At 66.7% G+C, this 25148-nt stretch carries 23 protein-coding genes; 8 read left to right on the plus strand and 15 right to left on the minus strand.

The features are described from left to right. Nucleotides 1-70 precede the first annotated feature (70 nt). Complete coding sequence (locus tag QRN34_RS04720; RefSeq protein ID WP_285402458.1) at nt 71-1900, minus strand: sensor domain-containing phosphodiesterase; 1830 nt, start codon at nt 1898-1900, stop codon at nt 71-73. A gap of 313 nt (nt 1901-2213) precedes the next feature. Here QRN34_RS04720 and QRN34_RS04725 point away from each other — a divergent pair, with 313 nt between their 5' ends. Further along, nucleotides 2214-2588: a response regulator gene (locus QRN34_RS04725; RefSeq protein ID WP_285402460.1), complete on the plus strand. Its 375-nt coding sequence runs from the start codon at nt 2214-2216 to the stop codon at nt 2586-2588. Between the two features lie 473 nt (nt 2589-3061). On the opposite strand, the gene QRN34_RS04730 is transcribed toward QRN34_RS04725, so the two are convergent. Then, nucleotides 3062-5143 (minus strand): catalase, encoded by a 2082-nt coding sequence (locus tag QRN34_RS04730; protein ID WP_285402462.1) that lies wholly within the window; start codon nt 5141-5143, stop codon nt 3062-3064. Nucleotides 5144-5252: 109 nt separating this feature from the next. Between QRN34_RS04730 and QRN34_RS04735 the strand changes: the two genes are divergently transcribed. Further along, nucleotides 5253-5513 carry a DUF3253 domain-containing protein gene (locus QRN34_RS04735; RefSeq protein ID WP_285402464.1) on the plus strand — a complete coding sequence of 87 codons (261 nt, stop codon included), beginning with the start codon at nt 5253-5255 and terminating at the stop codon, nt 5511-5513. Nucleotides 5514-5560: 47 nt separating this feature from the next. On the opposite strand, the gene QRN34_RS04740 is transcribed toward QRN34_RS04735, so the two are convergent. The 6 genes from QRN34_RS04740 to QRN34_RS04765 form a co-directional block, all read right to left on the minus strand. Further along, nucleotides 5561-7456, minus strand: coding sequence for a hypothetical protein (locus QRN34_RS04740; protein ID WP_285402465.1), 1896 nt, complete (start codon nt 7454-7456; stop codon nt 5561-5563). A gap of 419 nt (nt 7457-7875) precedes the next feature. Next, on the minus strand, nt 7876-9822 hold the full coding sequence (locus QRN34_RS04745; protein ID WP_285402467.1) for a CocE/NonD family hydrolase: 1947 nt from the start codon (nt 9820-9822) through the stop codon (nt 7876-7878). Nucleotides 9823-9849: 27 nt separating this feature from the next. After that, nucleotides 9850-10632, minus strand: coding sequence for a hypothetical protein (locus tag QRN34_RS04750; protein ID WP_285402469.1), 783 nt, complete (start codon nt 10630-10632; stop codon nt 9850-9852). Continuing rightward, the gene (locus QRN34_RS04755; protein ID WP_285402471.1) at nt 10629-11354 is read right to left on the minus strand and encodes a DUF3299 domain-containing protein; all 726 of its coding nucleotides are present in this window, start codon (nt 11352-11354) and stop codon (nt 10629-10631) included. The genes QRN34_RS04750 and QRN34_RS04755 overlap by 4 nt, the downstream gene beginning before the upstream one ends. Next, the gene (locus QRN34_RS04760; RefSeq protein ID WP_285402473.1) at nt 11351-12607 is read right to left on the minus strand and encodes an ABC transporter permease; all 1257 of its coding nucleotides are present in this window, start codon (nt 12605-12607) and stop codon (nt 11351-11353) included. The genes QRN34_RS04755 and QRN34_RS04760 overlap by 4 nt, the downstream gene beginning before the upstream one ends. Then, nucleotides 12607-13233, minus strand: a complete 627-nt coding sequence (locus QRN34_RS04765) for an ABC transporter ATP-binding protein (RefSeq protein ID WP_285402573.1) — start codon at nt 13231-13233, stop codon at nt 12607-12609. The genes QRN34_RS04760 and QRN34_RS04765 overlap by 1 nt, the downstream gene beginning before the upstream one ends. A gap of 116 nt (nt 13234-13349) precedes the next feature. On the opposite strand from QRN34_RS04765, the gene QRN34_RS04770 reads away from it, so the two are divergent. Together QRN34_RS04770 and QRN34_RS04775 are read left to right on the plus strand one after the other, a co-directional pair. Beyond that, a complete protein-coding gene (locus QRN34_RS04770) occupies nt 13350-13814 on the plus strand; it encodes a MerC domain-containing protein (RefSeq protein ID WP_285402475.1) in 465 nt (154 codons plus the stop codon). Nucleotides 13815-13941: 127 nt separating this feature from the next. Further along, nucleotides 13942-14898 carry an MASE1 domain-containing protein gene (locus tag QRN34_RS04775; RefSeq protein ID WP_285402477.1) on the plus strand — a complete coding sequence of 319 codons (957 nt, stop codon included), beginning with the start codon at nt 13942-13944 and terminating at the stop codon, nt 14896-14898. Nucleotides 14899-14926: 28 nt separating this feature from the next. Here QRN34_RS04775 and QRN34_RS04780 read toward each other — a convergent pair whose 3' ends face one another. Then, nucleotides 14927-15379: a hypothetical protein gene (locus tag QRN34_RS04780; RefSeq protein WP_285402478.1), complete on the minus strand. Its 453-nt coding sequence runs from the start codon at nt 15377-15379 to the stop codon at nt 14927-14929. Between the two features lie 200 nt (nt 15380-15579). On the opposite strand from QRN34_RS04780, the gene QRN34_RS04785 reads away from it, so the two are divergent. The 3 genes from QRN34_RS04785 (at nt 15580) to QRN34_RS04795 (ending at nt 18577) form a co-directional block, all read left to right on the plus strand. Further along, nucleotides 15580-15747: a hypothetical protein gene (locus QRN34_RS04785; protein WP_285402479.1), complete on the plus strand. Its 168-nt coding sequence runs from the start codon at nt 15580-15582 to the stop codon at nt 15745-15747. 51 nt (nt 15748-15798) lie between these two features. After that, the gene (locus QRN34_RS04790) at nt 15799-16257 is read left to right on the plus strand and encodes a heme-degrading domain-containing protein (protein WP_285402481.1); all 459 of its coding nucleotides are present in this window, start codon (nt 15799-15801) and stop codon (nt 16255-16257) included. A gap of 304 nt (nt 16258-16561) precedes the next feature. Then, nucleotides 16562-18577 (plus strand): CocE/NonD family hydrolase, encoded by a 2016-nt coding sequence (locus tag QRN34_RS04795; protein ID WP_285402482.1) that lies wholly within the window; start codon nt 16562-16564, stop codon nt 18575-18577. A 57-nt stretch (nt 18578-18634) separates the two neighbouring features. Here the strand turns inward: QRN34_RS04795 and QRN34_RS04800 are convergent, their stop codons facing one another. From QRN34_RS04800 to QRN34_RS04810, 3 genes are read right to left on the minus strand one after another with little or no spacing between them, the layout of a single operon-like run. Further along, nucleotides 18635-18964 (minus strand): hypothetical protein, encoded by a 330-nt coding sequence (locus QRN34_RS04800; RefSeq protein ID WP_285402483.1) that lies wholly within the window; start codon nt 18962-18964, stop codon nt 18635-18637. 16 nt (nt 18965-18980) lie between these two features. Next, complete coding sequence (locus tag QRN34_RS04805) at nt 18981-19751, minus strand: LytTR family DNA-binding domain-containing protein (RefSeq protein ID WP_285402484.1); 771 nt, start codon at nt 19749-19751, stop codon at nt 18981-18983. Then, the gene (locus tag QRN34_RS04810) at nt 19744-20982 is read right to left on the minus strand and encodes a histidine kinase (protein ID WP_285402486.1); all 1239 of its coding nucleotides are present in this window, start codon (nt 20980-20982) and stop codon (nt 19744-19746) included. The genes QRN34_RS04805 and QRN34_RS04810 overlap by 8 nt, the downstream gene beginning before the upstream one ends. Nucleotides 20983-21195: 213 nt before the next feature. Here QRN34_RS04810 and QRN34_RS04815 point away from each other — a divergent pair, with 213 nt between their 5' ends. Then, a complete protein-coding gene (locus QRN34_RS04815; protein WP_036142332.1) occupies nt 21196-21537 on the plus strand; it encodes a hypothetical protein in 342 nt (113 codons plus the stop codon). Here the strand turns inward: QRN34_RS04815 and QRN34_RS04820 are convergent. The 3 genes from QRN34_RS04820 to QRN34_RS04830 form a co-directional block, all read right to left on the minus strand. Continuing rightward, nucleotides 21534-22487, minus strand: coding sequence for an LD-carboxypeptidase (locus tag QRN34_RS04820; protein ID WP_285402489.1), 954 nt, complete (start codon nt 22485-22487; stop codon nt 21534-21536). The genes QRN34_RS04815 and QRN34_RS04820 overlap by 4 nt on opposite strands. A gap of 96 nt (nt 22488-22583) precedes the next feature. Beyond that, nucleotides 22584-23564, minus strand: a complete 981-nt coding sequence (locus QRN34_RS04825; RefSeq protein WP_036142334.1) for a helix-turn-helix domain-containing protein — start codon at nt 23562-23564, stop codon at nt 22584-22586. A 198-nt stretch (nt 23565-23762) separates the two neighbouring features. Then, the gene (locus QRN34_RS04830; protein ID WP_285402491.1) at nt 23763-25139 is read right to left on the minus strand and encodes an Hsp70 family protein; all 1377 of its coding nucleotides are present in this window, start codon (nt 25137-25139) and stop codon (nt 23763-23765) included. Between the last annotated feature and the right edge of the window lie 9 nt (nt 25140-25148).

The raw sequence follows: 25148 nt of genomic DNA on the forward strand, positions 1-25148 counted from the left end.
CCGGGAAAGGACCGACACGGAGGCAGGACCGGCACCTGGCGTAGCGCACACGGTAACCGAATTCGAGCCCTTACCGTGTCAACGCGACATGTGCGTAAGCGGCATCGGCGAAGGCCGCCGGCGAAAGCGGCATGGCGTAGAAGTAGCCCTGGGCCCGCGCGCAGCCGAGTGCGAGCAGGCCGGTGTGCTCCTCGTTCGTCTCAACACCTTCCGCCACGACGTCCAGGTCAAGCTGGCCGCACAGCCGCACGATGCCTCGCAGCATGGCCAGCTGCCGGTGGTTGTGCAGGAAGCCGTGGATCAGCGACTGGTCGAGCTTCAGCGTATCGAACGGAAGGGTGTACAGGTACGAGAAATTGCTGTAGCCGACACCGAAATCGTCGATGGCGATGCGGACGCCGGCGGTTCGCAGCAGGGCCAGCTGGTCGCATACGGCCTCGCTTCCCTCGAGCCATTCGCCCTCGGTGATCTCCACTTCCAGACGGGAAGGTTCCACGCCGTGCCGCATGCAGCAAGCGAGGATGCGCCCGGGCAGGCCGCCATCGACGAAGTCGGCCGCCGTGACATTGACCGACAACGTCAGGTCCAGCCCCGATGCCAGCCACACGGCAAGTTGGCGGCAGGCCTGCTCGATCACCCAGTCGGTCAGGGCGCGCATGGTGGAGGTCCGGGCCATGATCGGGATGAATTCGCCGGGCAGCACGTCGCCCAGCAGCGGGTGGCGCCAGCGCACCAGTGCCTCACCGCCCGAAAACTTCCCGCTCTGCATGTCGACACGAGGCTGGTAGACGAGGTGGAACTCGCCCCGCTGCAGCCCGGTGGAGGCGTCCGCGGCCAGGCGATACTGTCGGCGCATGCGCGCGTCTTTCGCCATGTCGTAGGTGCACCAGGTCGAACGGCCGTCGATGGCATCCTGGGTGGCGGCCAGGGCGCGGCGCAGGGCATCCGGGGTACCGGCTTCGTCGAACGTCACCAGTCCGCCGTGACAGCTGGGCTGCAACGGCACGCCTTCCGCAAGCACGGGACGCCCCACTTCGGACGACACGCTCTCCAGAAGGTCGGCCACGCCCACGGCATCGAGCGGGGGCACCAGGAACGCGAAGCGTGCCACGGCGACGTGATAGAGCTCCGCATGGGGTCGGACGATGTCGCCCAGACGGAGCGCCACCTGACGGATGACGGCCTCGACGGGGCCCAGGCCCACGGCTTGCGCCAACTGGTGCGCGATCGGAAGGTCCATGACGTCCACCATCGCCAGCTGGCGATGGCCGGCAAAACCTCGCGCGGCGATGGCTGCCATGTCCACGTAGAACTGCTGGCGATTCAGCAGGCCGGTGACGGGATCGCGCCGCCCGACCATCTGGCGCAGCGCGATCTGGTCGAGCACCAGGGCGGCGAACGAGGCAAGGCGCTGGCGTGCCGCCTCGTCGAAGCGACGCGGCACCACATCCAGTGCGCACAAGGTGCCCACCGCATGGCCCGACGAGGTGACCAGGGGCACGCCCGCGTAGAAACGGAAGCCCGGATGGCGGCAGACCAGGCGGTTGTGCATGAACCGCGTATCCCTGCTCAGGTCTTCGACGACGAACACCTCGCGCTGTTCGATCGCCACCGAGCAGATGGAAGCCTCCCGCTCGGTGCCACCCACATCGATGCCGACCGACGAGACGAATCGTTGCGCCTCTCGGCCGACGAAGGACACGAGTACCGTCGGCATCGCGAAGGCTTCCGCGACCAGGGCCGTGATGCGATCGAGTTCCGGGGTGCTTGGGGCATCCCAGATATTGAGGCTACGCAACGCCTCCAAGCGGGCGATTTCGTGTGCATCGCCATCGAGCAAGGTCAACCCGCAGGTGCCGTACGCGGGCATGTTCGCGAAGACGTCCGTTGGGGATGACATGCTCAGTTCCTTCTTTCCATCGTCATCGAGCATGGCTCATAACTCCATGACAGTGCCCGGGTCACGGGACTCGCTGCCATGGTGTGCTCCAGGGAGGGGTTGTTCGGCTATCGGCCGATTCGGGCCAAACTGAAGCACTCGGACGCACGTTGGCCGCCCCTGTTCAGGAACGACCATCCTGCCGGGCAAGCGGCGCAACCGATCATCGCAAGTTCCTGCGATCTCGCGCGCATGGCAAAAATCGACATTTGTCACACACCGTTTCCACACCGGTTCGCGGAAGGTCGAACCTTCCCGCGGTGGACCTGAAATCATGCGAAACGACCTGTCGGACCGTACGACCTGCCTGCTTGTCGAAGACGACGACTCCGTAGCGGCCGCTTACAAGATGGTGCTCGAGGATGCCGGCATGCTGGTCTGCCAGGCGGTCGGATCGGAACCGGAAGCGCTCGACGCCATCCTGGCCGACCGTCCGGACGTGGCACTGCTCGACATCGACATCCACGGTGGCGATTCGCTCGGTGTCGCCACCACGTTGATCGCCAAGGACGTCGCCGTCGCCTTCGTTTCGGGCCATGCCCACGCCGATGTGCCCCGGCCGTTCTCGTCGCTGCCCTTCCTGCAGAAGCCGGTATCGCGCCGGGCGCTGCTGGACCTGGTGGAAACGCTTCGAAAGACTCGGACATAGGGAACGCTGCCGTCGCTTGCAGGGTGCGTGGGGGAGGAGGTGTTGGGTGGTCACCCTCTGCGCTCGAGCAGCGGCCGCAAGCGGCCGAACTCGCTCAGAGGATGACCACCCAACACCTCCCTGACGACTGAGGTTGCGGGCTGGGAAAGCAACACTCGCAACCTCGCGCGACGCGGGTATCCGGGCTTACCGCCCGAGGTGGCCAACACTTTGCTCTCCACTCAGATGGCCTCTGTCGTCGCAGAGGCGGCGGGTGGTTACGCTCTGAGCGAGTTCGGCCGCTTGCGGCCGCTGCTCGAGCGCAGAGTGTGGCCACCCGGCGCCTCGTCGCCGCACCATGCGAATAACGGCGGTTCCCGTAGCAACTTCGCGACAGGCCGCGGTCGTGCCTAAAGACACAAAAAAAGGCTCGCCAATAACGGCGAGCCTTTCCAGTCATCCCTGATTGCGCAGACTACGCGCCGACCGAACAGTCAGGCCAGCATGCGCACCTTCGCTTCACGATCGAAGAAGCGACCCTTCGCAGCCTCGACGAAGCCCGCTGCGTCGCTGGCAGCCACTACGCCTTCATCCGGCTGCAAGCCGGCGGCCTTGAACAGTGCACGCCCGCCATCGTCCAGCGCAATGGCCTTGAGATGTCCGAAGGCGTCGCGAACGAAGTCCACGGCAGCCGACTCCTTGACCAGCTGTGCTGCACCGTCGGCACTGAGCACGATGGCCACCGCATCGAAGTTGATCGAGGGCGTACCCGCCAGCTGACCGTCAGCGGCGAGTTTCTTGCCATCGGACAGCTTCGCCCCGCCGACCTTCGGTGCAACCAACTTGACCGTCGCGCCGGCCTTCTCGGCTGCCTTCGTCACGGCGGCCACGACCTTCGCGTCGGAGCCATCGTTGACCAGCACGCCTACCACGCGGCCTTCCAGCGTTTTCTTCATCTTGCCGATGATCTGCAGAGCCGGCGAAGCGGGCATCTCGACGACGCCGACCCGGGCCGGCGGTGCCGGCGGCAGGTTGTCCAGCGCAAGCCCTTCGGCAACTCGCTTCGCCAGCGATTCGTCGATGTGGCGAAGATGGCCCACCATCGCGTCACGAATGTGCAGCGTTTCGACCTTGGACAGTTCGAACACGAGGGCCGAAGCGATGTGCGCCTGCTCGTACGCCGTCTGGCTGATGTAGAACAGGCGGGCCTGACTGTAATGGTCGGCAAAGGTCTCGGCCCTGATCCGGCCGCGGACGCCCGATTCCTCGATGGCCGCCGAACGGAAACCGCGCGCCGGGTCTTCCTGCGGCGTGTCGCCCTGCAGCGAGCTGGGGCCATAGGCGACGCGGCCTTTGGGCACTTGGTGCTGCATGTGACCGTCGCGCTGGTGGTTGGCGAACGGGCACTTGGGTGCGTTGATCGGCAGCTGGTGGAAATTGGGCGAGCCCAGACGCGACAGCTGCGTATCCAGGTACGAGAACAGGCGACCCTGCAATAGCGGATCGTTGCTGAAATCGATGCCGGGGACCAGGTGCGACGGGCAGAAGGCCACCTGCTCGGTCTCGGCGAAGAAATTGTCCGGCCAGCGATCGAGCACCATCCGGCCGATGATCTTCAGCGGCACGGTTTCCTCGGGAATCAGCTTGGTCGCATCGAGGTGGTCGAACGGGAATGCGTCGGCCTCTTCCTCGGTAAACAGCTGCACGCCCAGTTCCCACTCGGGGAAGTTACCCGCCTGGATCGCCTCGAACAGGTCGCGCCGATGGAAGTCGGGATCGGCACCGGCCAGCTTCACGGCTTCATCCCACACCGTGGACTGCAAGCCCAGCTTCGGCCGCCAATGGAACTTCACGAAGGTGCTCTTGCCTTCGGCGTTGACCAGGCGGAACGAATGAATGCCGAAGCCCTCGATCATGCGCAGCGACCGCGGGATCGTCCGATCCGACATCGCCCACATGATCATGTGCAGCGACTCCGGAGTGAGCGAGATGAAGTCCCAGAACGTATCGTGGGCGCTGGCCGCCTGGGGGAAACCGCGGTCCGGCTCCATCTTCACCGCATGGATGAGATCGGGAAACTTGATCGCATCCTGGATGAAGAACACCGGGATGTTGTTACCCACCAGGTCCCAGTTGCCTTCCTTCGTGTACAGCTTCACGGCGAAACCGCGGACGTCACGCGGCGTATCGACCGAGCCGGCACCACCGGCCACGGTCGAGAACCGGGTAAACAGGGACGTTTTCTCCCCCACTTCGGTGAGCACGCGTGCGGTGGTGTACTCCGCCAGCGAGGCGGTGAGTTCGAAGAAACCGTGGGCGCCCGATCCACGGGCGTGCACGATGCGCTCGGGAATGCGCTCGTGATCGAAATGGGTGATCTTCTCGCGGAGGATGAAATCCTCCAGCAGCACCGGGCCGCGCTGCCCGACCTTCAACGAGTTCTGGTCGTCGCCGACCGTCAGACCCTGGTTGGTAGTCAACGGCGGATGCGAACCGCCGGCATGTTGATGGAGTTCGTCGCCGTTACCCCGTGCGTCTTGCGACGACGTGGGCGAAGGATTTTTCTTGCTGACCATGGCTGACCTCTGCTTGGTTGACTTCCCAAACATGCCCCGGTTCGTGTGGACACCGGGTGGTCGGATCGCAACGACATCTTCGTCACCGCTATGCATCTACTGTGATGCAATGGATATTGCTGCCTCGATCACGGATCTGCTGTCCCGCCGTTCGTCCGAGGCGTCGATCTGCCCCTCGGACGTGGCCCGCGCACTGGCCGACGACGAAACGACCTGGCGGGCCCTGATGCCCTCCGTGCGCGAGGTCGCCGCCGAGCTCGCCCGCCACGGCGTCATCATCGTTACCCAGGGAAAAAGCACGCTCGATCCTGCCGATATTGAGCATGGGCCGATACGTCTTCGCCGCGGCGAACGGTTTCCCCACAGCTAGCCATGGGCGCCCGGGCTCTCCCGGGCGCCCTCCCCTAGTGCGCGCGATCAGTCGCGCAGCACGCGTGCCGTGCGGTCGCGCAGGGCGATCACGTTGGACGCCTTGTAGAACGCGCGATCCACGGCGGCATGCGCGAACGCCGTGCCTTGCGGCATGTCCTGGATCGCGGTCTGCGCCACGCCCTCCCATTTGTTAGGCCGCAGCCATACCTTCATGCCCGTACCGCCGATGGCGAAACCGCAGCGCGTGGCGAGCACGTCGACGACGGTCGCCAGGGCTCTCTTGACCTCGGCCGTCGGCGTCTGCCTGTACGTTTTCCAGGCAGCCAACGCATCGCCCGCCGCCTTCTCCAAGGCAGCCAGCGCATCCGCCGACGGAACGGGAGCGGATGGCGCGGCCAGGAAGACATTGCCCGGTCGTGCCACCACCGTGCTGCATTCGTTGAGCAGGTCGGTTGCGATCTCGACGAAGAACGGATCGGGCACGACCACGTCCCGGCCGCCGTTGAGCCGCATGCCGTAGAGGTGGCGACTGAACCTGCTGGCCCCTGCGGTGCCGTCGGCGAACACCACATCACCGGAAAACGACCAGCGGGCGACCGACGGCATGCCGTTGTCGCCATCGCCGTCCAGCGGCAGGCCGAGCAAGCCCCACAGCAACAGGCTGACGTAGCCCTCTCGCGTCAGCAGCTTGCGTTTCACGTCGCCCTGGAAAGCGAGATCCACCTCGGGCTCGATCTTCAGCGGGTCGGCATTGACCCGGGTCAGGAAGCCCTGCGCCAGCGTGGGATACAGCGACGACGACCGCGGGTCCCTGATCGCGCCTTTGAGCTTGCACTCCCGCATGGACTTCAGCACCCAGTAGTCCTCCATGTTGCAGCCGGTAACACCGACTTTGGCGAACGCCTGTTTCTGCGCCAGCGAGATGAACCACGGCGAGGTGCCGCTGACTTCCGGTTTGACCGCGCTGCCGACGGCGTAGTTGGTCACCAGGGTCGCGATCACCGATTTAAGGGTCTGCCCCACGGCGATACCGGCTTCCTCCTTGCGGGTGTACGCCCGATCCACCTCGACCGCGCTGACCTTCAGGTTTTCGCATTCCGCAATGAAGTAGTCGTTGAGGGACGCGCCTTCGACCAGTCCGGGCAAGCCGAAGCGATAGATCCCGCCCTGGCTGCACAAGGCAACAGAGGGAACCCGCATGCCGGTGGCGTAGTCGTAGCCGACGTAGAGACTGGCACACAACGGCGACAGCGAGCCGGGGTTGTTCGCGGCGGTGGCACCGCCCTGGGCGCCGAAGCAGCTGATCCTCACCGGCCAGTCATTTTTCGCACCCGGATCGGCGATACGCGCCAGCTGGCTGGAAAGGGTGCCGATCATCATGAAGATGAATTCGATGTACGGCGACATCAGGTTCGGCTGCAGGCCCATTTCCGGCGAGCGGACGACGACGATGGGCGGCTGGTTGTTCTTCTCCTCACCCACGTCGAAGCGCACGACGGACAGGCACGGCCCTCGCCCGGCGAGCGGAACCTTCAGCTTCGCCGGGCTGGTCATGGTCGCCAGCGCATGCACGTCGATCCGGCGCAACACGTCGATGTTGCTCGCCCTCAGCTGCGCATCTCCCACGTCGTCACGCTCCAGGAAGACGGACATGGCGCGCGCCAGCATGCTTTCCACGCGGGCGTCCTCACCCGTCGGGCCTTCACCCTGCAGCGCCTCCGCGTGCGCGTACGCGATATGGCGCACGCGGGCGGCGTAACGGCTCAGCGGCCATTCGAGGATTGGACCGGCGGGACTGACCTCACCACGTTCGACCAGGATCACCGGCCGCCGTGTCGTGGCGTCGGCCTTCTTCACCTCACGGTCGAGCAACCCGTTGAGTACCGTATTGACCTCTTCGTCCATGAAACCCAGGTAGACGTCTATCAGCTTGTCGGACATGTCTTTCGCCTCGCTTGTCCCGGCACATGCCGGCAAGCCATGGTCGACAACCGCAGAGGTAGTCGCCCATCGGCGAAACACTGATTTTTGGTTCGTTGCGTAAACCGCCGGCGACTTGAGGCGGGCTAACCCTGGAGACTCCGCGTTGTGCGACGCCGGGGGCGTTGCTCTCCCCGCAACGCACCTCAGTCGTCAGGGAGGTGTCGGGTGGTCATCCTCTGAGCGAGTTCGGCCGCTTGCGGCCGCTGCCCGAGCGCAGAGGGTGACCACTCGACGCCTCCTCCCCGTCACGCACCCCGCGCTCCTACACAAACCGCATAACTCGCATAATCCCCGGCCTGCCCCACCCTTCCACCGACATCGCATCGCGCGATCAACCGAAGGTGGGGATGACCGGGAAGTCCAGCCGTGAGCCCGTATCAGTTACTCACCACAGGTAGTTCGATGTACGTGCCGTCCGCACCGCCCAGCGACACGGTCTGCGTAGCCATGCGGTAATCCGTCGGCTGCGCGAACAGGATGTTCGGCACGAAGGTCTGCGGATTGCGGTCGTACAACGGGAACCAGCTGGACTGCACCTGCACCATGATGCGGTGGCCGGGCAGGAACGCGTGGTTGGCATTGGGCAGGCTGAAATCATAGGCCAGTGGCACATTCGGCGTGATCGCCTTGCCGACGGTGAACCCTTCGCGGTAACGGCCACGGAAGATATCCATGGCGATGCCCAGCTGATAGCCACCCATCTCCGGCTGCGCCGCTACCTGGTCGGGATACACGTCGATCAGCTTCACCACCCAGTCGCTGTCCGTGCCGGTGGTGCTGGCCACCAGGTGCACCTTCGGCTGGCCGCTGATGCGCACGGGCGCGGTCAGCACGGGTGTGGTGAAGGTCAGCACATCGGGGCGCGACGACGCGTTGCGCTGGTCGCTGGTCAGCCAGTGCTGCCAGCCCGTGCCGGACATCGTGCCGACGGGCCGCGGACGGTACGGCACCGGGTGCGCCGGATCGGAGACGTACTGGGCCGTGCCGGCGGGCTCACTCGCACTGCGGCCGAGCACCAGCGAGCCGTTCGCGCCGGGGCGCAGGCGGGTGGGTGTCGCGGCGCCCTTGCCGTCCATCGGCCACGACGGCCCGGTTTCCCAGCGGTTGTCGCCGGTGACATAGGCGTTGACCGGGGCGGTGATGGCCGGGCCGTCCTTCAGGTACTGCGCAAGGAACGGCCGCAGGATCTTCTGGCGGAAATACAGACCCGTGTCGGAACCGAAACGCACGGCACCCAGGCTCGAGCCGTCGCCGACCTCCTGCCCGTGGAACCACGGACCGGCGACGAGGAACAGCTTGTGCGCGTCGTCGTGCGGCTTCATCGCCTTGTACACGGCGAACGCACCGTAGATGTCTTCCTGGTCCCACAGGCTGGCGACCAGCATGGTCGGCACGCTGACCGGCTCGCGGGCCAGCGCCTTGTCCACCGCCTGCCCGGACCAGAACGTATCGTACGCAGGATGGGCCGCCAGCTTGTTCCAGAAGCCGAGCTGCTCCATGCCGTACTGCTTCGCGATCGCCCCGGCGGAGACGCCCTCCAGGAAGAACTGGTAATCGTCCGCGTAGTTGGACCACCACTTGTGTGCATTCTTGCGCGAGGCGGTCTGCTCGTAGATGTATTCGAGGTTCTGCTGTCGGAAGGCGCCGTGGTGGAACCAGTCGTCGCCCATCCAGCCGTCCACCATCGGGTTCATCGGCACCGCGGCCTTGAGCGCAGGATGCGGGTGCACCAGGGCCATCAACGGCTCGAACCCGTCGTAGGAGATACCCAGGATGGCGACACGCCCGTTGCTTTCCGGCACGTGTTTCACCAGCCAGTCGATGGTGTCGTAGGCATCGGTGGAGTCGTCCACCGGCGTGGGATTGAGCGGACCGCGCAGGGGGCGGTTCATCACGTAATCGCCTTCGGAACCGTACTTGCCGCGGATATCCTGCACGACGCGGATATAGCCGTCCTGCACGAGCACATCGCTGGCGTCGTCGTCGTGGCTGACGGCCACGCCCAGGTGGCCGCTCTCCACCGCGCTGGTCATCTCGGTGGCGTCGTAGGGCGTGCGCGTGAACAGGATGCCCGCATGCGTGGCGCCCCGCGGCACCAGGATCACGGTGTGCAGCTTCACGCCGTCGCGCATGGGAATCATCACGTCGCGCGAATCGTAGTCGAAGGCGTCATGCACCGGCTTGAACGAGGCCGGTGTTTCGCTCGGCAACGCCGCGTAAGTACCCTTGGCCGGCGGTGTATCGCCGGCGATGGCGGGAGCGGCAAGCGCGATCGACAGGGCCACGGCCAGCAGGGAATAACGGAGCGTCGGGAGGGCTTTCAAGAAGGCGGGTCCTGGTGGGTTAGAGAACTATTGGCACGTGGCGGGCATGCGGCCTACCGCGTCGCGTATCTGCATGGCGGCGGCATCCGCCTCGCCGGCCTTCGCGCACAGCGAACGCACGCGCTCGCGGCCCTGGGCGCGCAGGCCCGCGCATTGCCACGCGCGGGGCGCATCCAGCGGCAGGACGGCGTAGGCCACCTTGCCACATTCGTCGCGCGCGCGGTCGGCCAGGGAACGGTTCGTGAATTCCTGCGGTATCACGACCATGGTCGGGTCGAAATAGCTGTCCGGAAACGCGGCGGCATAGCGCTCCGTATCCAGTCGCTGGGTAAAGTCGCCGATAGTCAGGTCGAACGGCCCGCTGCACGGCGCACGACCGGACACGTCACGCACCGCCGCAAGCAGGTAGGTGCGCCCTGTCGGTTGCGTGCCGATCGCTTCCGTGACGCCCGCGAGCATCGGCAACCGCGCCTGGGCCGCCATGGCAGCCAGCTCGTGCGCATGCGCAGGCTGGCACCGTGAGCGCAACGAGGCGACGACGAGGAAGATCGTGTCGTTGGCGAACGCCGCGTTCGCCTGCAGCAGGGGTCCCAGCTGTTCCGTCCCCGTGCCGCGGGCGATGATCGCGGGCGGAGGCATCGGCGGATCGGGCGGTGCCGGGCTCGCGGACGACGGTTCGACCGTCGTGGCCGGTGGTGTCCGCTCGCCCGTCCCCCGCTCGTCCGCCTGCCAGGACAGCAGTAAGGCCAGCGCCGTGGCCATGACGCCCGCCACCAGCATCCACACGCGACCGCGGCGAAGCGCCGTCATTCGAACGCGCGTCGCAGGCGCTCGTCGTCATCGTTGCGGTACGGCTCGAGGGTGGCGTCCTCCATCGTGTACGCGGACGAGGCCATGGCGTTCTGCGTCACCTGCGTGCGCATGACCCCCTTGAGGGTGACCGGGTCGTACAGACTGGGCGTATCGATACCCTTGCTCAGGCGCACGTGCACCAGCATGTTCGGCGGCGGGGGCGGCACGTGGATGCACGCGCCGTAGAACGGCACGAAGAAGAACTCGATCATCTTGCCGTCGTCGTCCGACTCCAGCGGCACCACGTAGCCCGGCAGGCGGATTTTCTTGCCTTCCAGCGCCGCCACGGTATGCAGCGTGCCCACCTGCTTCATCCGCTGGTTGCCGACGTGCAGCACCGGTGGCGCGTCTTCCAGCGCCTTGAAATCCTCCGGCGGCACCATCTTGCTCCAGTCGAGGTCGGCAAAGCCGTTTTCGTCGACGGGACCGAGCAGGCCAGCGCCGGGCGGCGCGCTTGCCTTCGCCACGCCATGGGCGGCGGCGTAGGCATTGGCGGCGGCGACACCTTCGGCGCCCGCTTTCGCGCGTTCCCGACGCCCCTGGTCCGCGGCGGCCTGCGCCTGGGCCAGGGCCGAGGTGGCGGTACCGGCGGGTGCGGATGCGGCGTCGTCGGCACCGCGCGAGCAGGCCGCCGTCAGCAACAGCACGGTGACGGCCAGGCCGCACGCACGCGCGATCACAGGCGCACCTGCAGGCCATCGGCCAGCGAGCGGCGGTAGGCGATCCATCCGGGTATGCATCCGGAGAGGGAGCCGAGTACCAGCACGCCCAGCAGCAACCATCCCTCCTGCGGCGCGGGCGTGGCGTCGAGCACCAGGCCGGCGTTGGCCAGCACGTAGTCGTGCGCAAACCCCGTGGCGACGAACAGCAGCAGGCAGCCGGCCAGCATGCCGGCCAGGGTCAGCAACGTGCTCTCGGCCACCAGCAGTGCGAACACGGTGCGGGTGGAGGCGCCCACCGCACGCAGCACGGCCATCTCGCGGCGACGTTCGTTGAGCATGCCGAGCAAGGCCGTGAGCATGCCGCACATGCCGACCAGCACCACCATGGCGCTGACCAGGCGCAGCGCGTTTTCCGCCGTGCCCAGCAGGTGCCACAGTTCACCCAGCGCCACGCCGGGCAGCACGGCCAGCAAGGCTTCGTCGGGGTACTCGTTCAAGGCACGCTGCACGGCGAAGGCGGACAGCCGCGAGTGCAGCCCCACCAGGCAGGCGGTGATCGCACGCGGGGTCAGGTCCATGTGGCGTGCCTGCTCGGCGCTGGAGGCCATGCCGGGCAGGCGTACGCCGGAACGCCAGTCCACGTGGATCGCCTCGATGGCTTCCAGGCTGACCGCGATGGTCGCATCCACCGGCGTGCCGGTCGGTGCGAGCACGCCGGCGATACGGAACGGCTTATCGGAGTGCATGGCCGTGGCGGGTCCGCCCAGGCCGTGCGCCAGCACGATCGAGTCGCCGACCGCGTAATGCAGGCGCCGGGCCACTTCCGCGCCGATCACCGCGTCATACAGGTCGTTGAACGGATGGCCGGATGCGAACACCAGTGGCTTGCGCGCGCCGTAGCGGTAGTGCACGAAGAAATCGGTGGTGGTGCCGGTCACCCGGTAGCCACGGTGCGAATCGCCCAGCGACAGCGGCACCGTCCAGGCCACCTCGGGCATGGCGCGGATGTCCTGGTACGTTTTCCAGGTAATGTTGTTGGTAGCCTCGCCGACATGGAACACGGCGTACAGCAAGAGGTTGACCGGGCCCGACCGCGCGCCCACCAGCAAGTCGGTACCGGACACGGTGCTGGCGAACCCCTGCCGTGCATCGGTGCGCACGCGCTCCACACCCAGCAGCAGGAAGACACTCAGCGCGATGGTGAGCACCGTGAGGGCTACGCCGGCGCGACGCTGGCGCAGGCTTTTCAGCGTAAGGCGAAGGATGTTCATCAGGCGACCATCCGGTGGGAGGGTGCGTCGCCGAGGACAAGCGCGCGATCGAAGTGCGTGGCCAGCGCCATGTCGTGGCTGACGAACACCACGCCGGTGCCGTGCCGCGTGCACTCGCTCAGCAGCAGCTGCAGGAACGTGTCGCGGGCCTGGGTATCCAGCGCCGAGGTCGGCTCGTCGGCCACCACCAGTTCAGGGCCGCCGATCAGCGCACGCGCCGCCGCGACGCGCTGTTGCTGCCCGACGCTCAGTTCCCCCGTCTTGCGTCGCGAGAGCGCGCGCTGGTCCAGCCCCAGCGCACCCAGCAGGCGCGCCGCCTCGAAACGCACCGCGCCAGCCCTCGCCGTGCGCGTGCGCGACCACGCGCAGCCGAGCAGCACGTTTTCGATGGGGTCCAGGAACGGCAGCAGGTTGAACTGCTGGAAGATGTAGCCGAGGTGGTCCGCCCGGAAACGATCGCGTGCCGACGAGCCCAGTGACGACAGCGGTGTGCCCAGCACCTCGACCTCGCCCGCGCTGGGCGTGAGGACACCGGCGATCAGGCCGAGCAGCGTGCTCTTGCCGCTTCCGCTGGGCCCGCACAGGAACAACCGCTCGCCGCGCGCCACCTCGAAGTCGTCCAGCATCAGCACCGCATCCGACGATGGCCAGGCGAATCGAAGCCCACGGCAACGCAATACACCATCCCACTGCCGCTCGCTCATGACGCCATCTCAATCTGTTATGTTATAACATAAGTTACATGACCTGCCTCGTACCGCGCCAGCCCTCCCGCTCATTCGATCGCTTTGCCTCTTTCTGGGCCATCGGCTGCGCCATCCATTGCCTGGCCCTGCCCCTGCTCCTGTTCGCGGTGCCTTCGCTTTATCTTGCGCTGTATTCCTTCCATGCCCCGCACCGGGCACTCGCCATGGCGTTACTGCGGTTGATCAGCCTGGAACCCTGGTTCGTGGGCACGGGCGCACTCATCAGCGCGCTGGCGATGGCGCGTGGCGCCTGGTACCACCGACGCGTCGGCCCGGCCTTGCTGGCGGCGGCCGGCATCCTTGCGTTGTTCGGCTCGTGGTATGTCGCGGGCGTCGGTGCCGGCTGGATGCATCCGCTGGGCGTCGCCTGCGGCGCCAGCGCCCTTGTGGTGGCGCACGCCTGGAACCTCAGGCATTTGCGGCCGTTCGCTGCGCGGAAACGGCAAGCGTTGGAAAACTGACGGCGTCCGTTGTGTTCGTACAGGATTTCACACGCACAATCGCCTGCACAGGTCGCGGCAGGGGCGACCGACGGGGGGCGCTGGCCCGCAGGCCGACGCCGTTGGCGAACCATGTAAGGAGACGAACGTGCAGGATGCGGAACCGAAACGGATCTCGATCGGCGCACTGATGGCCATCGCCGCGGCCTACGCCGCCTGTTACGAACTGACGCAACATGTCTCGTTTTCCCACTGGAACCTGTCGTCCGGCCTTCGGCTGTCCGCGTTGATGCTGGTGCCGCGTCGTTACTGGCCAGCGTTGCTGCTCGGCGAGACGCTGCCGGTCATCGAGCATGCCGTGCTGTTCGCGCCACGCTTCGGCCTGAACTGGGCGCTGGTCACGGGCATACCGGTGATCGCGCTATGCATGCCGGTCGTCGCGCTGGTGCGCCGGAAGCTCGCCCTGCATCGCGCGGACGGCTCGCTCAATATCGGCCTGATCCTGGCCACCACCCTGGTGTGCGCGCTGCTCAACGCCGGCCTGAACGATCTGGCGCTGCGTGCGGCACTGGCCGCCTCGCCCGGTGCATGGCCCGACCTGGATGCACGCACCTACTTCTTCGCCTACCTGTTGGGCTCCTACCTGGGCGCCCTGACCCTCACCCCCTCCATCCTGGCGCTGAAGACGGCTTTCGACGCGCCCGCGTCCCTGAAATGGCTGCACGGTGGCCTCCGCCCGCGCACGGCCGCACTGATCGTCGCGGCAGCCTCGGGCATGCTGGCGGTCGGCCTGCTGGCAAGTCACACACAGGACGGCCTGCTGATGGCGCTGCGCCTGAGCGTTGCGCTACCGGTGCTGGCTCTCACACTGCGCTTCGGCTGGCAAGGCGGTGCGCTGGCCGGCCTGGTGGCCAGCGTGGTCCTGGCCACCACGTCGACGACGCTGCTCGACCCACCGATGATCAACGCGCAGATCGCCCTCGCCTTCGTCCTCTCCGGCGCCTTGCTGATCGGTATCCCCATTGCCCGGATCAAGATGGCGCGGCTCACGCGCGCTCGCGCCCTCGACGATCCGGCCCACGGTGGGACGGCGGTATCGGACTGACGCCCGCCGCCCAGGTTCCGGTTCCGGTTTACTGAAAGGTGCTCGAGCACTCCGCGGGATTCTTGCAGTCGGAAGGCACGGCCTGCAGATACACGATGCCGCCCGGGCTGGTCACGACGGTGATCGTGATCGTGTCGTCGCGATACACGATGGTGCGCGTACCGGCGGGACGCATTGCCGACCGTTCGCTGGGCGTGGCCACACGGGCCGCATCCAGGCCGATCGGCAGGCCCACGATGTCCTTCCCTGCATAGGCGAAGGCGCCCCGCACATTGCCGTGCAGATCGTTGACCTGGACATAGCGCGTGCCCAGCCGCTCGAAAACGAAGACGTGGTAGGCCGAACTGGCACTCACGTCCGACGCGTTGGGCCACGCCTGGCCCAGGCCGGTGGAAGCGAACCCCTGGGCGAACACCGGTGCGGCGACGACCGACAACGCCGTGGCAAAACACAGCGGAAGCAAACGAAAAACTGAGCGCATGGCAGTCTCTGGCCGTGGAGGTGGGATTAGCCTAGCCCAGCCGAAAATCCCGATTGCGCGAATACGGCAGATCGTCCCGGGCGCCGCCTTACACCGAACTAACAATCGAAGGCGCATGGTGCAGTTACCGTCCGGCGCGCCGGGCGGCATCCCTCGCGCGTGATTTCGCCTGGTCGACCCAACGCCGCTTCTGGAATGTCATGCCCCCTCTGAAACCCGACAACCGCTTCCCCAAGGGAGCCCCGGCCGACCGTTCGTCCGCCGCCTTCGTTTCATACGTGTATTCGCACTCCCGCCGCGCGCCACTGCCCGAGGTGCCGCGTGCGCCGGCCAAGGCCCGCAAGGGCAAGACGGCCGGCCAGGCGTAGTTTCCCCACGCTAGAATCCCACCTCATACGCTGATGCATGAGGTGGGATACGTGACCGAGCCGACACTCCAGGAACTGGCCGCCGAAGAGGCGCGCCTGCAGTTCGATACGCTCACCCTCGCGCAGGCCTGGGACATCGGCTGCGCGCTGCGCGAAGCGGCGCTGCACCGCTCCGGCAAGGTGGCCATCGAGATCGCGCTGCGCGATCGCACGCTGTTCCACGCCGCCCTGCCCGGCACCGACGTCGCCAACGGGCAATGGGTACGCCGCAAGCGCAACACCGTGCTCGCCCTAGGCACCAGCACGCTGGCCGTCGGCATGAAACTGGCGAAGGCCAACCAGTCCCTGGAAGCACGCTACGGCCTTTCCGCCGCCGACCACGCCCACGACGGCGGCGGTTTCCCGCTGCGCCTGCGCGGCCTGGGTGTCATCGGCGCGATCACCGCCTCCGGCCTGCCCTCGCTGGAAGACCATCGTTTGGTCACCGAGGTGCTGGCGCGCTTTATCTAACCCTCGCGGTTTCCAACGCTCGACGTATCTATCCCTCGGGGTATCCACCGTCGCCGTATCCCTCGTACAAAACCTTTCCTTCGTTTTGCGCTCGGAAACGCCGGCATGGGGGTGGGGACGGCCTCTTTCGCCATCGCAACATTGAGGGTTCGCGCACGTGCGTGCGCTCCTACGTGGGCGTGTTGCTTGGGGTAGGAGCGCACGCACGTGCGCGAACGTGTTGCGTGCGGTTATCGGCGGCATTGTCGCGGGGGGCGCGTTTTGTCAGACTCGATGAACCGTCCCTGAAAAAAGATGTTGCCTGATGCTGACCACGCGCCCTGCCCTTCGTCCCCTCGTGACCGGCTCGTCGGTTGTGCTGGCGGCTTGCTGCCTTGCCCTCGTGGCCGGTCCCGTCGCCGCGCAGCAGGCACTGACGCCGGAACAGAAGGCGACGATCGCCAAGCGCGAGGATATCGAGCGGCAGCTCGAGGCCGTGGCCGTGGTGGATCGCAAGGTGATGGTGACGATGCGCGACGGCAAGCGCATGGCGGCCGACGTATACCGACCGAAGAACGCCACGGGCAAGGTGCCGACGATCTTCGTGCGCACCCCGTACAACTTCAATTTCTGGGACGTGAAGCTCGGCGCGCCCAGCGACATGAGCCGGCAGCTGACGGCGGTGAAGCACGGTTACGCGTACGTCGACATGAACGAGCGCGGCCACTACTTCTCCGAAGGCAACTACGAGATCCTCGGCGCACCCGTGAGCGACGGTGTCGACGCCGTGCGCTGGATGACCTCGCAGCCGTGGTCCAACGGCAAGGTGGGCACCACGGGATGTTCGTCCACGGCGGAATGGCAGATGGCCGTCGTCGCGCAAAACGAGCCGGGCCTGGCCACCTTCAACGTGCAGGGCTTCGGCGCCGGCGTCGGCCGGGTCGGCCCGTTCTACGAGCAAGGCAACTGGTTCCGCGGCGGCGCGGTGCAGATGCTGTTCCAGGCATGGATCTACGGCGAACAGAACCAGGTACGGCCGATGTTTCCCGCCAACACCTCGCAGGCGGACCTGATCCGCGCGTCCAAGGCGTTCGACCTGGACCCGCAGATGCCGCCGGTGGACTGGGACAAGGCGTTCTGGCACCTGCCCGAAAAAGACATCCTCAAGGCGGTCGACGGCCCCAAGGGTATCTTCGCCGATGCCATGGACGTGCCGACCGGCGGCAACATGATCGCGCGTACGCCCAACAGCCCGGCCTGGAACAAGGGTGGCCTGTGGCACGAGAACATGAAGATCGACCGGCCGGGCTTGTGGTTCATGAGCTGGTTCGACGTGTCCGTGTCGCCCAACCTGGCCGCGTACAACCGCGTGCGTGCCACGGCGTCGAAGGAGGTCGCCGACCAGCAGTACGCGATCATCGCGCCGGCGCTGCACTGCGGGTTCACCCGCGCCAGCGAGCACACGATGATCGGCGACCTCGACGTGGGCGATGCGCGCTTCGATTACGAGTCGCTGGTGTTCGGCTGGTTCGACAAGTTCCTCAAGGGCGTGGATAGCCCCGTGGTCGATAAGCAGCCCAAGGTGATGTACTACGTGATGGGCGAGAACAAGTGGCACGACTCGGCCACGTGGCCGCCGGCCAACGCGACCCCGCGCGACCTCTTCTTCACCAGCGGCGGCAAGGCCAACACGCTCTACGGCGATGGCAAACTGGTGGCCGCAGCCGGCGGCACGGACCAGCCGGACCGCTTCGTCTACGACCCGATGAACCCCGTGACCACGCTCGGCGGTGGCGGTTGCTGCCAGGGCACGGCCGTGAAGTTCGGCTCGTTCGACCAGAACCCGCAGCTGGCCCGCAACGACATCCTGGTGTACGACTCCGAGCCGTTCAAGGAAGCCACGGAAGTCAGCGGCCCGATCACCGTCACGCTGTATGTCTCCTCCGATGCGAAGGACACCGACTTCACCTTCAAGGTGATGGACGTGGGCACCGACGGCAAGGCCTTCAACCTCACCGAGAACATCCAGCGCATGCGTTATCGCGAGGGCTATGACAAGCCGCCGGTATGGATGAAGGATGGCGAGGTGTACAAGGTGACCTTCCAGCCGATCGACACCAGCAACCTGTTCTACCCGGGCCACAAGCTGCGCGTGGCGATCTCCAGCAGCAACTTCCCGCGATTCGACCGCAACCTCAACACGGGCGGCAACAACTACGACGAGGCCAGCGGGGTCATCGCGCACAACGCCGTGCACCACGATGCCACGCACCCGTCGAAGATCACCTTCACCGTGGTGCCGCGTAGCACGCCGGTCACCGCGCCGGGTAGCTCGCCCTGATACCCACGTCCGGCCGCGGGGGCCGGTTCATCAGACTCCCGCGGCGGGGAAAGACGATCAGGCGGGTTTGCAGGCGGGCGTCACCTCGCCCGGTTGTGGCGTGACGCACACGGAAAATCCGCCCGGCAAACGATCCACCAGCCGTTCCTCGCGCACGGCGAGGTCAAACGTACGCACCGCGTTCGCACCGTCGAAGACGGTGTAGTGGCACTGCCCGGAGTCGCTGGCCGCGCAGGCGAAACGCGCCCGCCCCATGCGCACGTCCGTGCGGCTGTCGAGCGTCACGTGGCCGTTGTCGCTGGCGGTCATCACCAGGCTGCGGTTCTGCGCGTCCGTGCAGCCGGCCAGGTTCATGAAGCAATAGACGATGGCGAGTAACAGTCGCATGGCGATACTCCTTGGGTCACATGGCCCGGAAGATGGCCATGAACGGCTGACTGACACTGAGGGTTTCCGGTCGCCCGCGCAGGCGAAGGCAGCCCTTGCCGCTGTCGTCGCGTTCCACGGAAGCCACCTGGCGCAGGTTGACGATGGTGGACCGGTGGATCTGCCGGAACGTGCGCGAGTCCAGCTGGCGCAGCAGGTCGCGGATGGGACGCGACACCAGCGCGTCGCCCTCGGCCGTGGCCAGCAGCGTGTACTTGTTGTCGGCGCGGAAATAGATCACGTCGTCCACCAGGATCAGGCGCGTGGCCTTGCCCGCACCGGCGGTGATCCAGGTCAACGGTTCGGCCGCGGGTTCGTCGAAGCGCGCGATCAGGTCGCGAGCCACGTCGCCGGTGCGGCGGGCATGTCTTTCCGCATCGTCCGCCAGCCGGCTGCGCAGCCGGGCCACGGTCTGCGCCAGTCGCTGGCCGACCACCGGCTTGAGCAGGTAGTCCACCGCGCCGCGTTCGAACGCATCCACGGCGTACTGGTCGTAGGCCGTAACGAACACCACCAGCGTCGCGGGGCTGGCATCGGCGGCCGCCGCGGCCACCTCCATGCCGGTCAGGCCGGGCATGCGGATATCGAGGAAGGCCACGTCCGGGCGATGCGTGGCGATGGCCTCCAGGGCCTCGCCGCCGTCCTCGCACACCGCCACCACCTCCAGTTCCGGCCAGGCCGCGGCCAGTTCGCGCTGCAACGCGGTGGCAAGCAGTTTCTCGTCCTCGGCGACGATGCACTTAGGCATGATCGAACGCTCCTTTCACCGGCAGCGTGAGGGTCGCTGCCACACCGTTGGGAAAATTGTTGCCGATGGCGAAGCTGGCGGCGGCGCCATAGGTCAGCCGCAGGCGTTCGCGCAGGTTGCGCAGGCCGATGCCCGTGCCGGCCCCTTCGCTGCGGAAGCCCAGGCCGTCGTCGGCCACCGTAAGCACCAGCGACGCGCCGTCGACGCCGGCACGAATCCAGATGCCGCCACCACCGGGCTTCGGTTCGAGGCCATGCTTGATCGCGTTCTCGACCAGGGTCTGCAACATCATCGACGGCATCGGCGTATCCCGCAGGTCGTCTGCCACGTCCACATGCACGAGGAGGCGCTCGCCCATGCGCAGCTTCATGATCTCCAGCCAAGCGGTGGACCGTTCAAGCTCCTGGCCTACCGTGGACAGCGAGCCGTCGGTGCGTGGCAGCGAGCGGCGCAGGTAATCGATGAGGTGACCGAGCATGCGATCGGCACGGGCCGGATCGGTGCGTACCAGCTCCTGTGCACTGGCCAGCGTGTTGTAGAGGAAATGCGGTTCCACCTGCGCCTGCAGCAGCCCGAGTTGCGCCGCGGTCAGCTCCTTCTCCATGGTCGTCTGGCGCACGTCGGCCCGCTCGCGGTTGCGTCGTTCCGCCAGCCGCTGGGTGGTGGAACGCACCAGGGTTTCCGCATATTCCAGCGACGCGCCGCCGTCGGGATTGAACCAGTCCGTCCAGGCACCCGCATCCGGCTCGCACACGAACATGACGCTGCACGATCCATCGACCGGTGTCACGGTGGCGGTGATTCGCGTATTCAGGTCGAACGGAAGCCGCGGAAGCCGGCGGCCACGGAAGCGCGGCCGCTCGTGATCGGGCTCGCGAATGATCGCCCGTACCCTCAGCCCGGCACGTGTGGCCGACACATCGTGGACATGCAGCAGATCGCGCACCACGCTTTCGACGATCTCGTAAGCTTCATCGGCTGCGTAAGGCACCTCGACACGGCGTCGCTGGCGATTGGACAGCGTCTCGGTATCCAGCCGTCCGGCGATGGTACGCACACGGTACAGATGCGTGACGCCGCGCCCCAGAGCGATCAACAAGCCGACGAACCACGCGAGGGAGAACAGCAGCGGCAGGTCGTCGTGCCAGCCCACGTTGCTCCACACCACCTCCAGCACGCAAAGCGCAGCGATCCACGCCATCACGATGCGACCGAGAAACCGGATGCTCATGCGCTTTCCCATCGTGCGTACCCCGTCCTGAAAGTGGGGCGAGCATACGACGCGCACGCCACGTGCCGAAGACGAATCCGACGAAACGGCCGCTGGGCCGACGAAACGCCCCTCCTGCGCCGCAGCATGACCTGCGCGTGGGAATGGGCCATGCTCGGGAAACGGCCTGGCGATGGGGATCGCCGGCCACGACAAAGACAAAGGGGTTACTGCATGGCCTTGTTGCTCGTCGTTTTCGCTGTCGCCGTTCTCGCGATCTTCCTCGGCATCAACATGCTGCCGAAACACCATCCCGCCAACTGGCTGCTCGGCATCGTCGGCGGCGCCTGCCTGGTGCTTGCCTGGTATGCCATCTTCCGCCCGATGCTGATCGCCTCCGGCGGCGGCGATCCGTCACTGGTCGCGGTGGGCCTCACGGCTGCCGGCATCGTGTCCTGCGTGCTGGGACTGGTCTGCCTGGGCGTGTGCGTGTGGCGCGACCCCACGCGGTTCTGGATGCTGTCCGTCGTCTTCATCGGCGTGATCGGCGCCACCCAGGTCACCGCGTTGTCCTAGGCCTCGCCTTCCCGCGTATCTTCGCCCGCGTAGCGGTAATCGCGGGCGGAGAGCGTGGCTTCACCATCGACGACACGCAGTTCGGCGCTCGCGCCGAAGGGCAAGGTGACCTTGTCCGGCCCATGGCCGAACCGGAGCCCGCGCACCAGCGGTGCCTCGGACACGGCGGCGAAGCGATCCAGCGCGTGTTCCATGTCGTAGCCGTTATCGTATTCGCTTACCCGGTGGCCGCCGAGGCTGCCGATCAGGATGGCCGACTGGCGATCGATGACGCCGGCCAGCTTCAGCTCGTAGAGCATCCTCTCGATGCGATAGGCCTGCTCGCCGCTTTCCTCGATGTAGAGGATGCCGCCGTCGATATCGGGCAGGTAGCCGGTGCCGGTGAGGCTGCACAGCGACGACAGGTTGCCGCCCCAGAGCACGCCGCTGGCCCGCAGGTCGGTCTGGCTGTCCGGGCAGCTCCAGGTGAAATCCGCCCGCGGCGCCAGCACGGTCTGCCAGAACTCGCGCCAGGTGCTTTCGCGCAGGTAGGGCGCACCGAAATCATGCAGCAGCATCGGCCCGTGGAACGAGCCGATCCCGCTGCGCGCCAGCAAGGCGCATTGCACGACGGTGAAATCGCCGTGGCCTACCAGCGCGCAGGACGCGTCGGCAAAGCGCGCGGCCAGTCCGGCGTAGTCGAGCCGGTCCAGCAGCGCGATCGCCCCATAGCCACCGCAGGTGGCCATGACGATGTCCGGCAGGGGGCGGCCGGGCTCGGCGAGGCGGTTGATTTCATCGGCGCGTGCGGTGTCGCTGCCGGCGAAGCGCAGGCAGACCCGGTCGAGCACGTCGGTGCCCAGAATGGTGTGGCCGGCGGCCTGGAGACGTTCGATCCCACGCTGGCCGGCAGCGCGGTCTTCCGCATATCCCGAGGGAGCGATGAGCCGTATATCGAGTCGTTTCGGCATGGGAGGCAAGGTAAGGACGCCCTTACCAATACCGCTACGCCGTCAGGAAGGCAACCCGAAATGGGCAGGAAGCCTTCCTGGCAGCCGGTGGCGCCCCTACCAGCCGTCGTATTCCTCGGCCGCAGTGAGCTCTTCCGCCGGTGCACTGCGGGTGAGCGTCTCACGCGGTTGCTCGCCGAAGACGCTGCGGTATTTCTCCGCAAACCGCGAGAGGTCCCACATGCCGCAGCTGAGCGCCACCGACTTGACCGAACGGCGCCCGGCTTCGGCCGTGACCAGGCTGCGATGCGCGGTGCACAGGCGCAGCATGGCCAGGTAACGGTTGGGCGGGATGCCCAGCAGGTCGTCGAAGGCGTAGCGCAGGCCGCGCTCGCTGGCGCCGGCGGCCTGGCACAACTCCTGGGAGTAGATGTCCCGGCGCAGGTTGGCCCGCATGAAGCGTTCCGCGCGGCGCATCACCTGGTAGTGCGCACGGCGACCGCGCGAGGCCACCGGACGGTCTTCCGAGGACGAGCCCAGGGCCACGCGGATGTGCTCGTCGAGCAGGTCTTCCACGGGGCCGAACGCGGTATCGACCGGCTCGCGCACGCGTTCCGCAATCTGCCGGTAGGCCCGCTTCAGATGATCCGAGGTAACTGAGAAAAGCCTCAAGCGCTGGGCGGCCATGTCCACGTCGGCATGGTCGGACGCCAGGAACCGCGAGCGGAAGCGGGCATACGGCGCCACCACCAGGGTGAACCGGGTACCGCGCTCGAACATGAAATCGGTGGGTGTGCCACGCAGCAGCGTCACCGCCATTTCCGATTCCACGCTGATGCCCTGGCACCAGCTGCGCTCGCCGGCCTCGTGCAGGTACACCAGCATGCAGGCGTCTTCGGGCACGGTCAGTGCCCCGCGCACGTCGAAATCGATGTGCGCCGTGACATAGGTGACCCCGTCATGGGTCTTCGTGGACAGCGCGGCGCGAGGGCGCGCCGGGCTCAACGTCAGCAGGTCGACATCGCACACGCCCAGCGCGGCGCCGAGCGTGACAAGGTCGTAATCTTCAAGCCCCTGTGCATCCGTGAGACGACTCATGTCGGCTCTCCCGGGTGATTTTTCTTAGTCATCTGTTCAACCCCCACGTTCCAGGGGCAGGCACTTTGCCCACCCGCCGAATCCCCCTCGACCCGTGCTCACCCATACCGGGGATGACGATGTCAGGACATATAACTACTCATGTAAGGCAAAAAATGCCAGTGAAGTGTGAATTTGCCGAATCGGCATAACGACCGCTCAAGCTTTTGATGAAATTGGCAAAAGCGCCGCTTGAGCCAGGCCCGCGACCACGCCGAGCGACGGATCGCCATGCACGACGGGCACCCCCGGAAAGCTGGCGCCGACCCGTGCGCGTACCTGCGGCGAGCGCGACGTACCGCCGGTCAGGAAGACGCTCGCGGGTGCCTCGTCCAGATCCGCGCCGGCATCGCGAAGCAACCGCGCCATGCGGTCGAGGAAGTCTTCCGACGCGGCGTCGAAATCCGCCGAAACGGCGTGGATCTGCAGACCTGCCTCGATAAAATCCAGTGAAGCGGTGGTCGCGTCCTGCATCGACAGACCGATCTTGACCCGCTCCGCGGACTGGTTCAGCCGCGTGGTCGAACCGGTGCCCTGCAGCGCCTGGAGGCGCGACCGGAACGGTTCGTCCACGAACCGGTAGTCCTGCTTGCGGAATTCGCGCTGCTTGGGCAGGTTGTGGACGCTGGCGGCTTCCACGAAATGGTGCACGGGCACGCCCGTGATGTCCTTGCCGAACAGGGGCATGAAGCTGTGCAGGCTCACGCCCACGTCCAGGTCCGTGCCGCCCCGGGGCAGGCCCCAGCTGCGATGCATGATCGGTGTCCGCCCTGCCCCAAGCTCCGCGTAGGCCACGTCCGTGGTGCCGCCGCCGATATCGACGATGATCGCGCGCTGCCGCTCGCCGAGGGAGAGGTGGTAGTGCATGGCCGCCGCGGCCGGCTCCTCCAGGAAATCCACCGCGTCGAAACCGGCGATGCCGGCCGCCTCGCGCAGGATCGACAGGGCCTGGTCGCCGCCGGCCGGGCCCATCGAGCTGCGAAACTCCACCGGCCGGCCGATCACCGCCTCGCGCACGGGCGTGCCGAACTGACGGGTCGCCACCAGCCGCACGTGCTCGAGGATATGCGCCGCGATGCTGACGATGGTCTTGCGCACGCGCGGGTCCAGCTTGTAGCCGAACATCGACTTGGGCGACTCGATCAGGTTGCCCGAACCCTCTTCCAGATAGGCCTCCACCGCTTCCTCGCCGAACAAGGCGTCCTGGAAGCTGGCGACCGACGCGGACGCCTCGCGCGTGCGCTCCTCCATCCACTGCCGGCGCACCACGCGGATCGCATCGCGGCGCAGGTCGCGGTCCGAGCGCGGCGTGCGGCCGGCCTGGCGCTCGTCGGCACGGGTGGCCCGCACGAAGGCGTCCACCTGCACTTCGAGCAGGGGCGTCAGCACGAAGTCGTCGACGTTCGGCACCACCTCGGGAAAGAACACCGCCGTGCGGAACTGCTGGGCGTCGCCGAAGCGGACCAGCTCGAGCTGGCCGTCGACCACCGCGGCGGCGGCCGAATAACTGGTACCGAAATCGATGCCGATGCGCATGAGGAGGTT

Source organism: Luteibacter sp. ME-Dv--P-043b (assembly GCF_030209605.1).
GTDB lineage: Bacteria > Pseudomonadota > Gammaproteobacteria > Xanthomonadales > Rhodanobacteraceae > Luteibacter.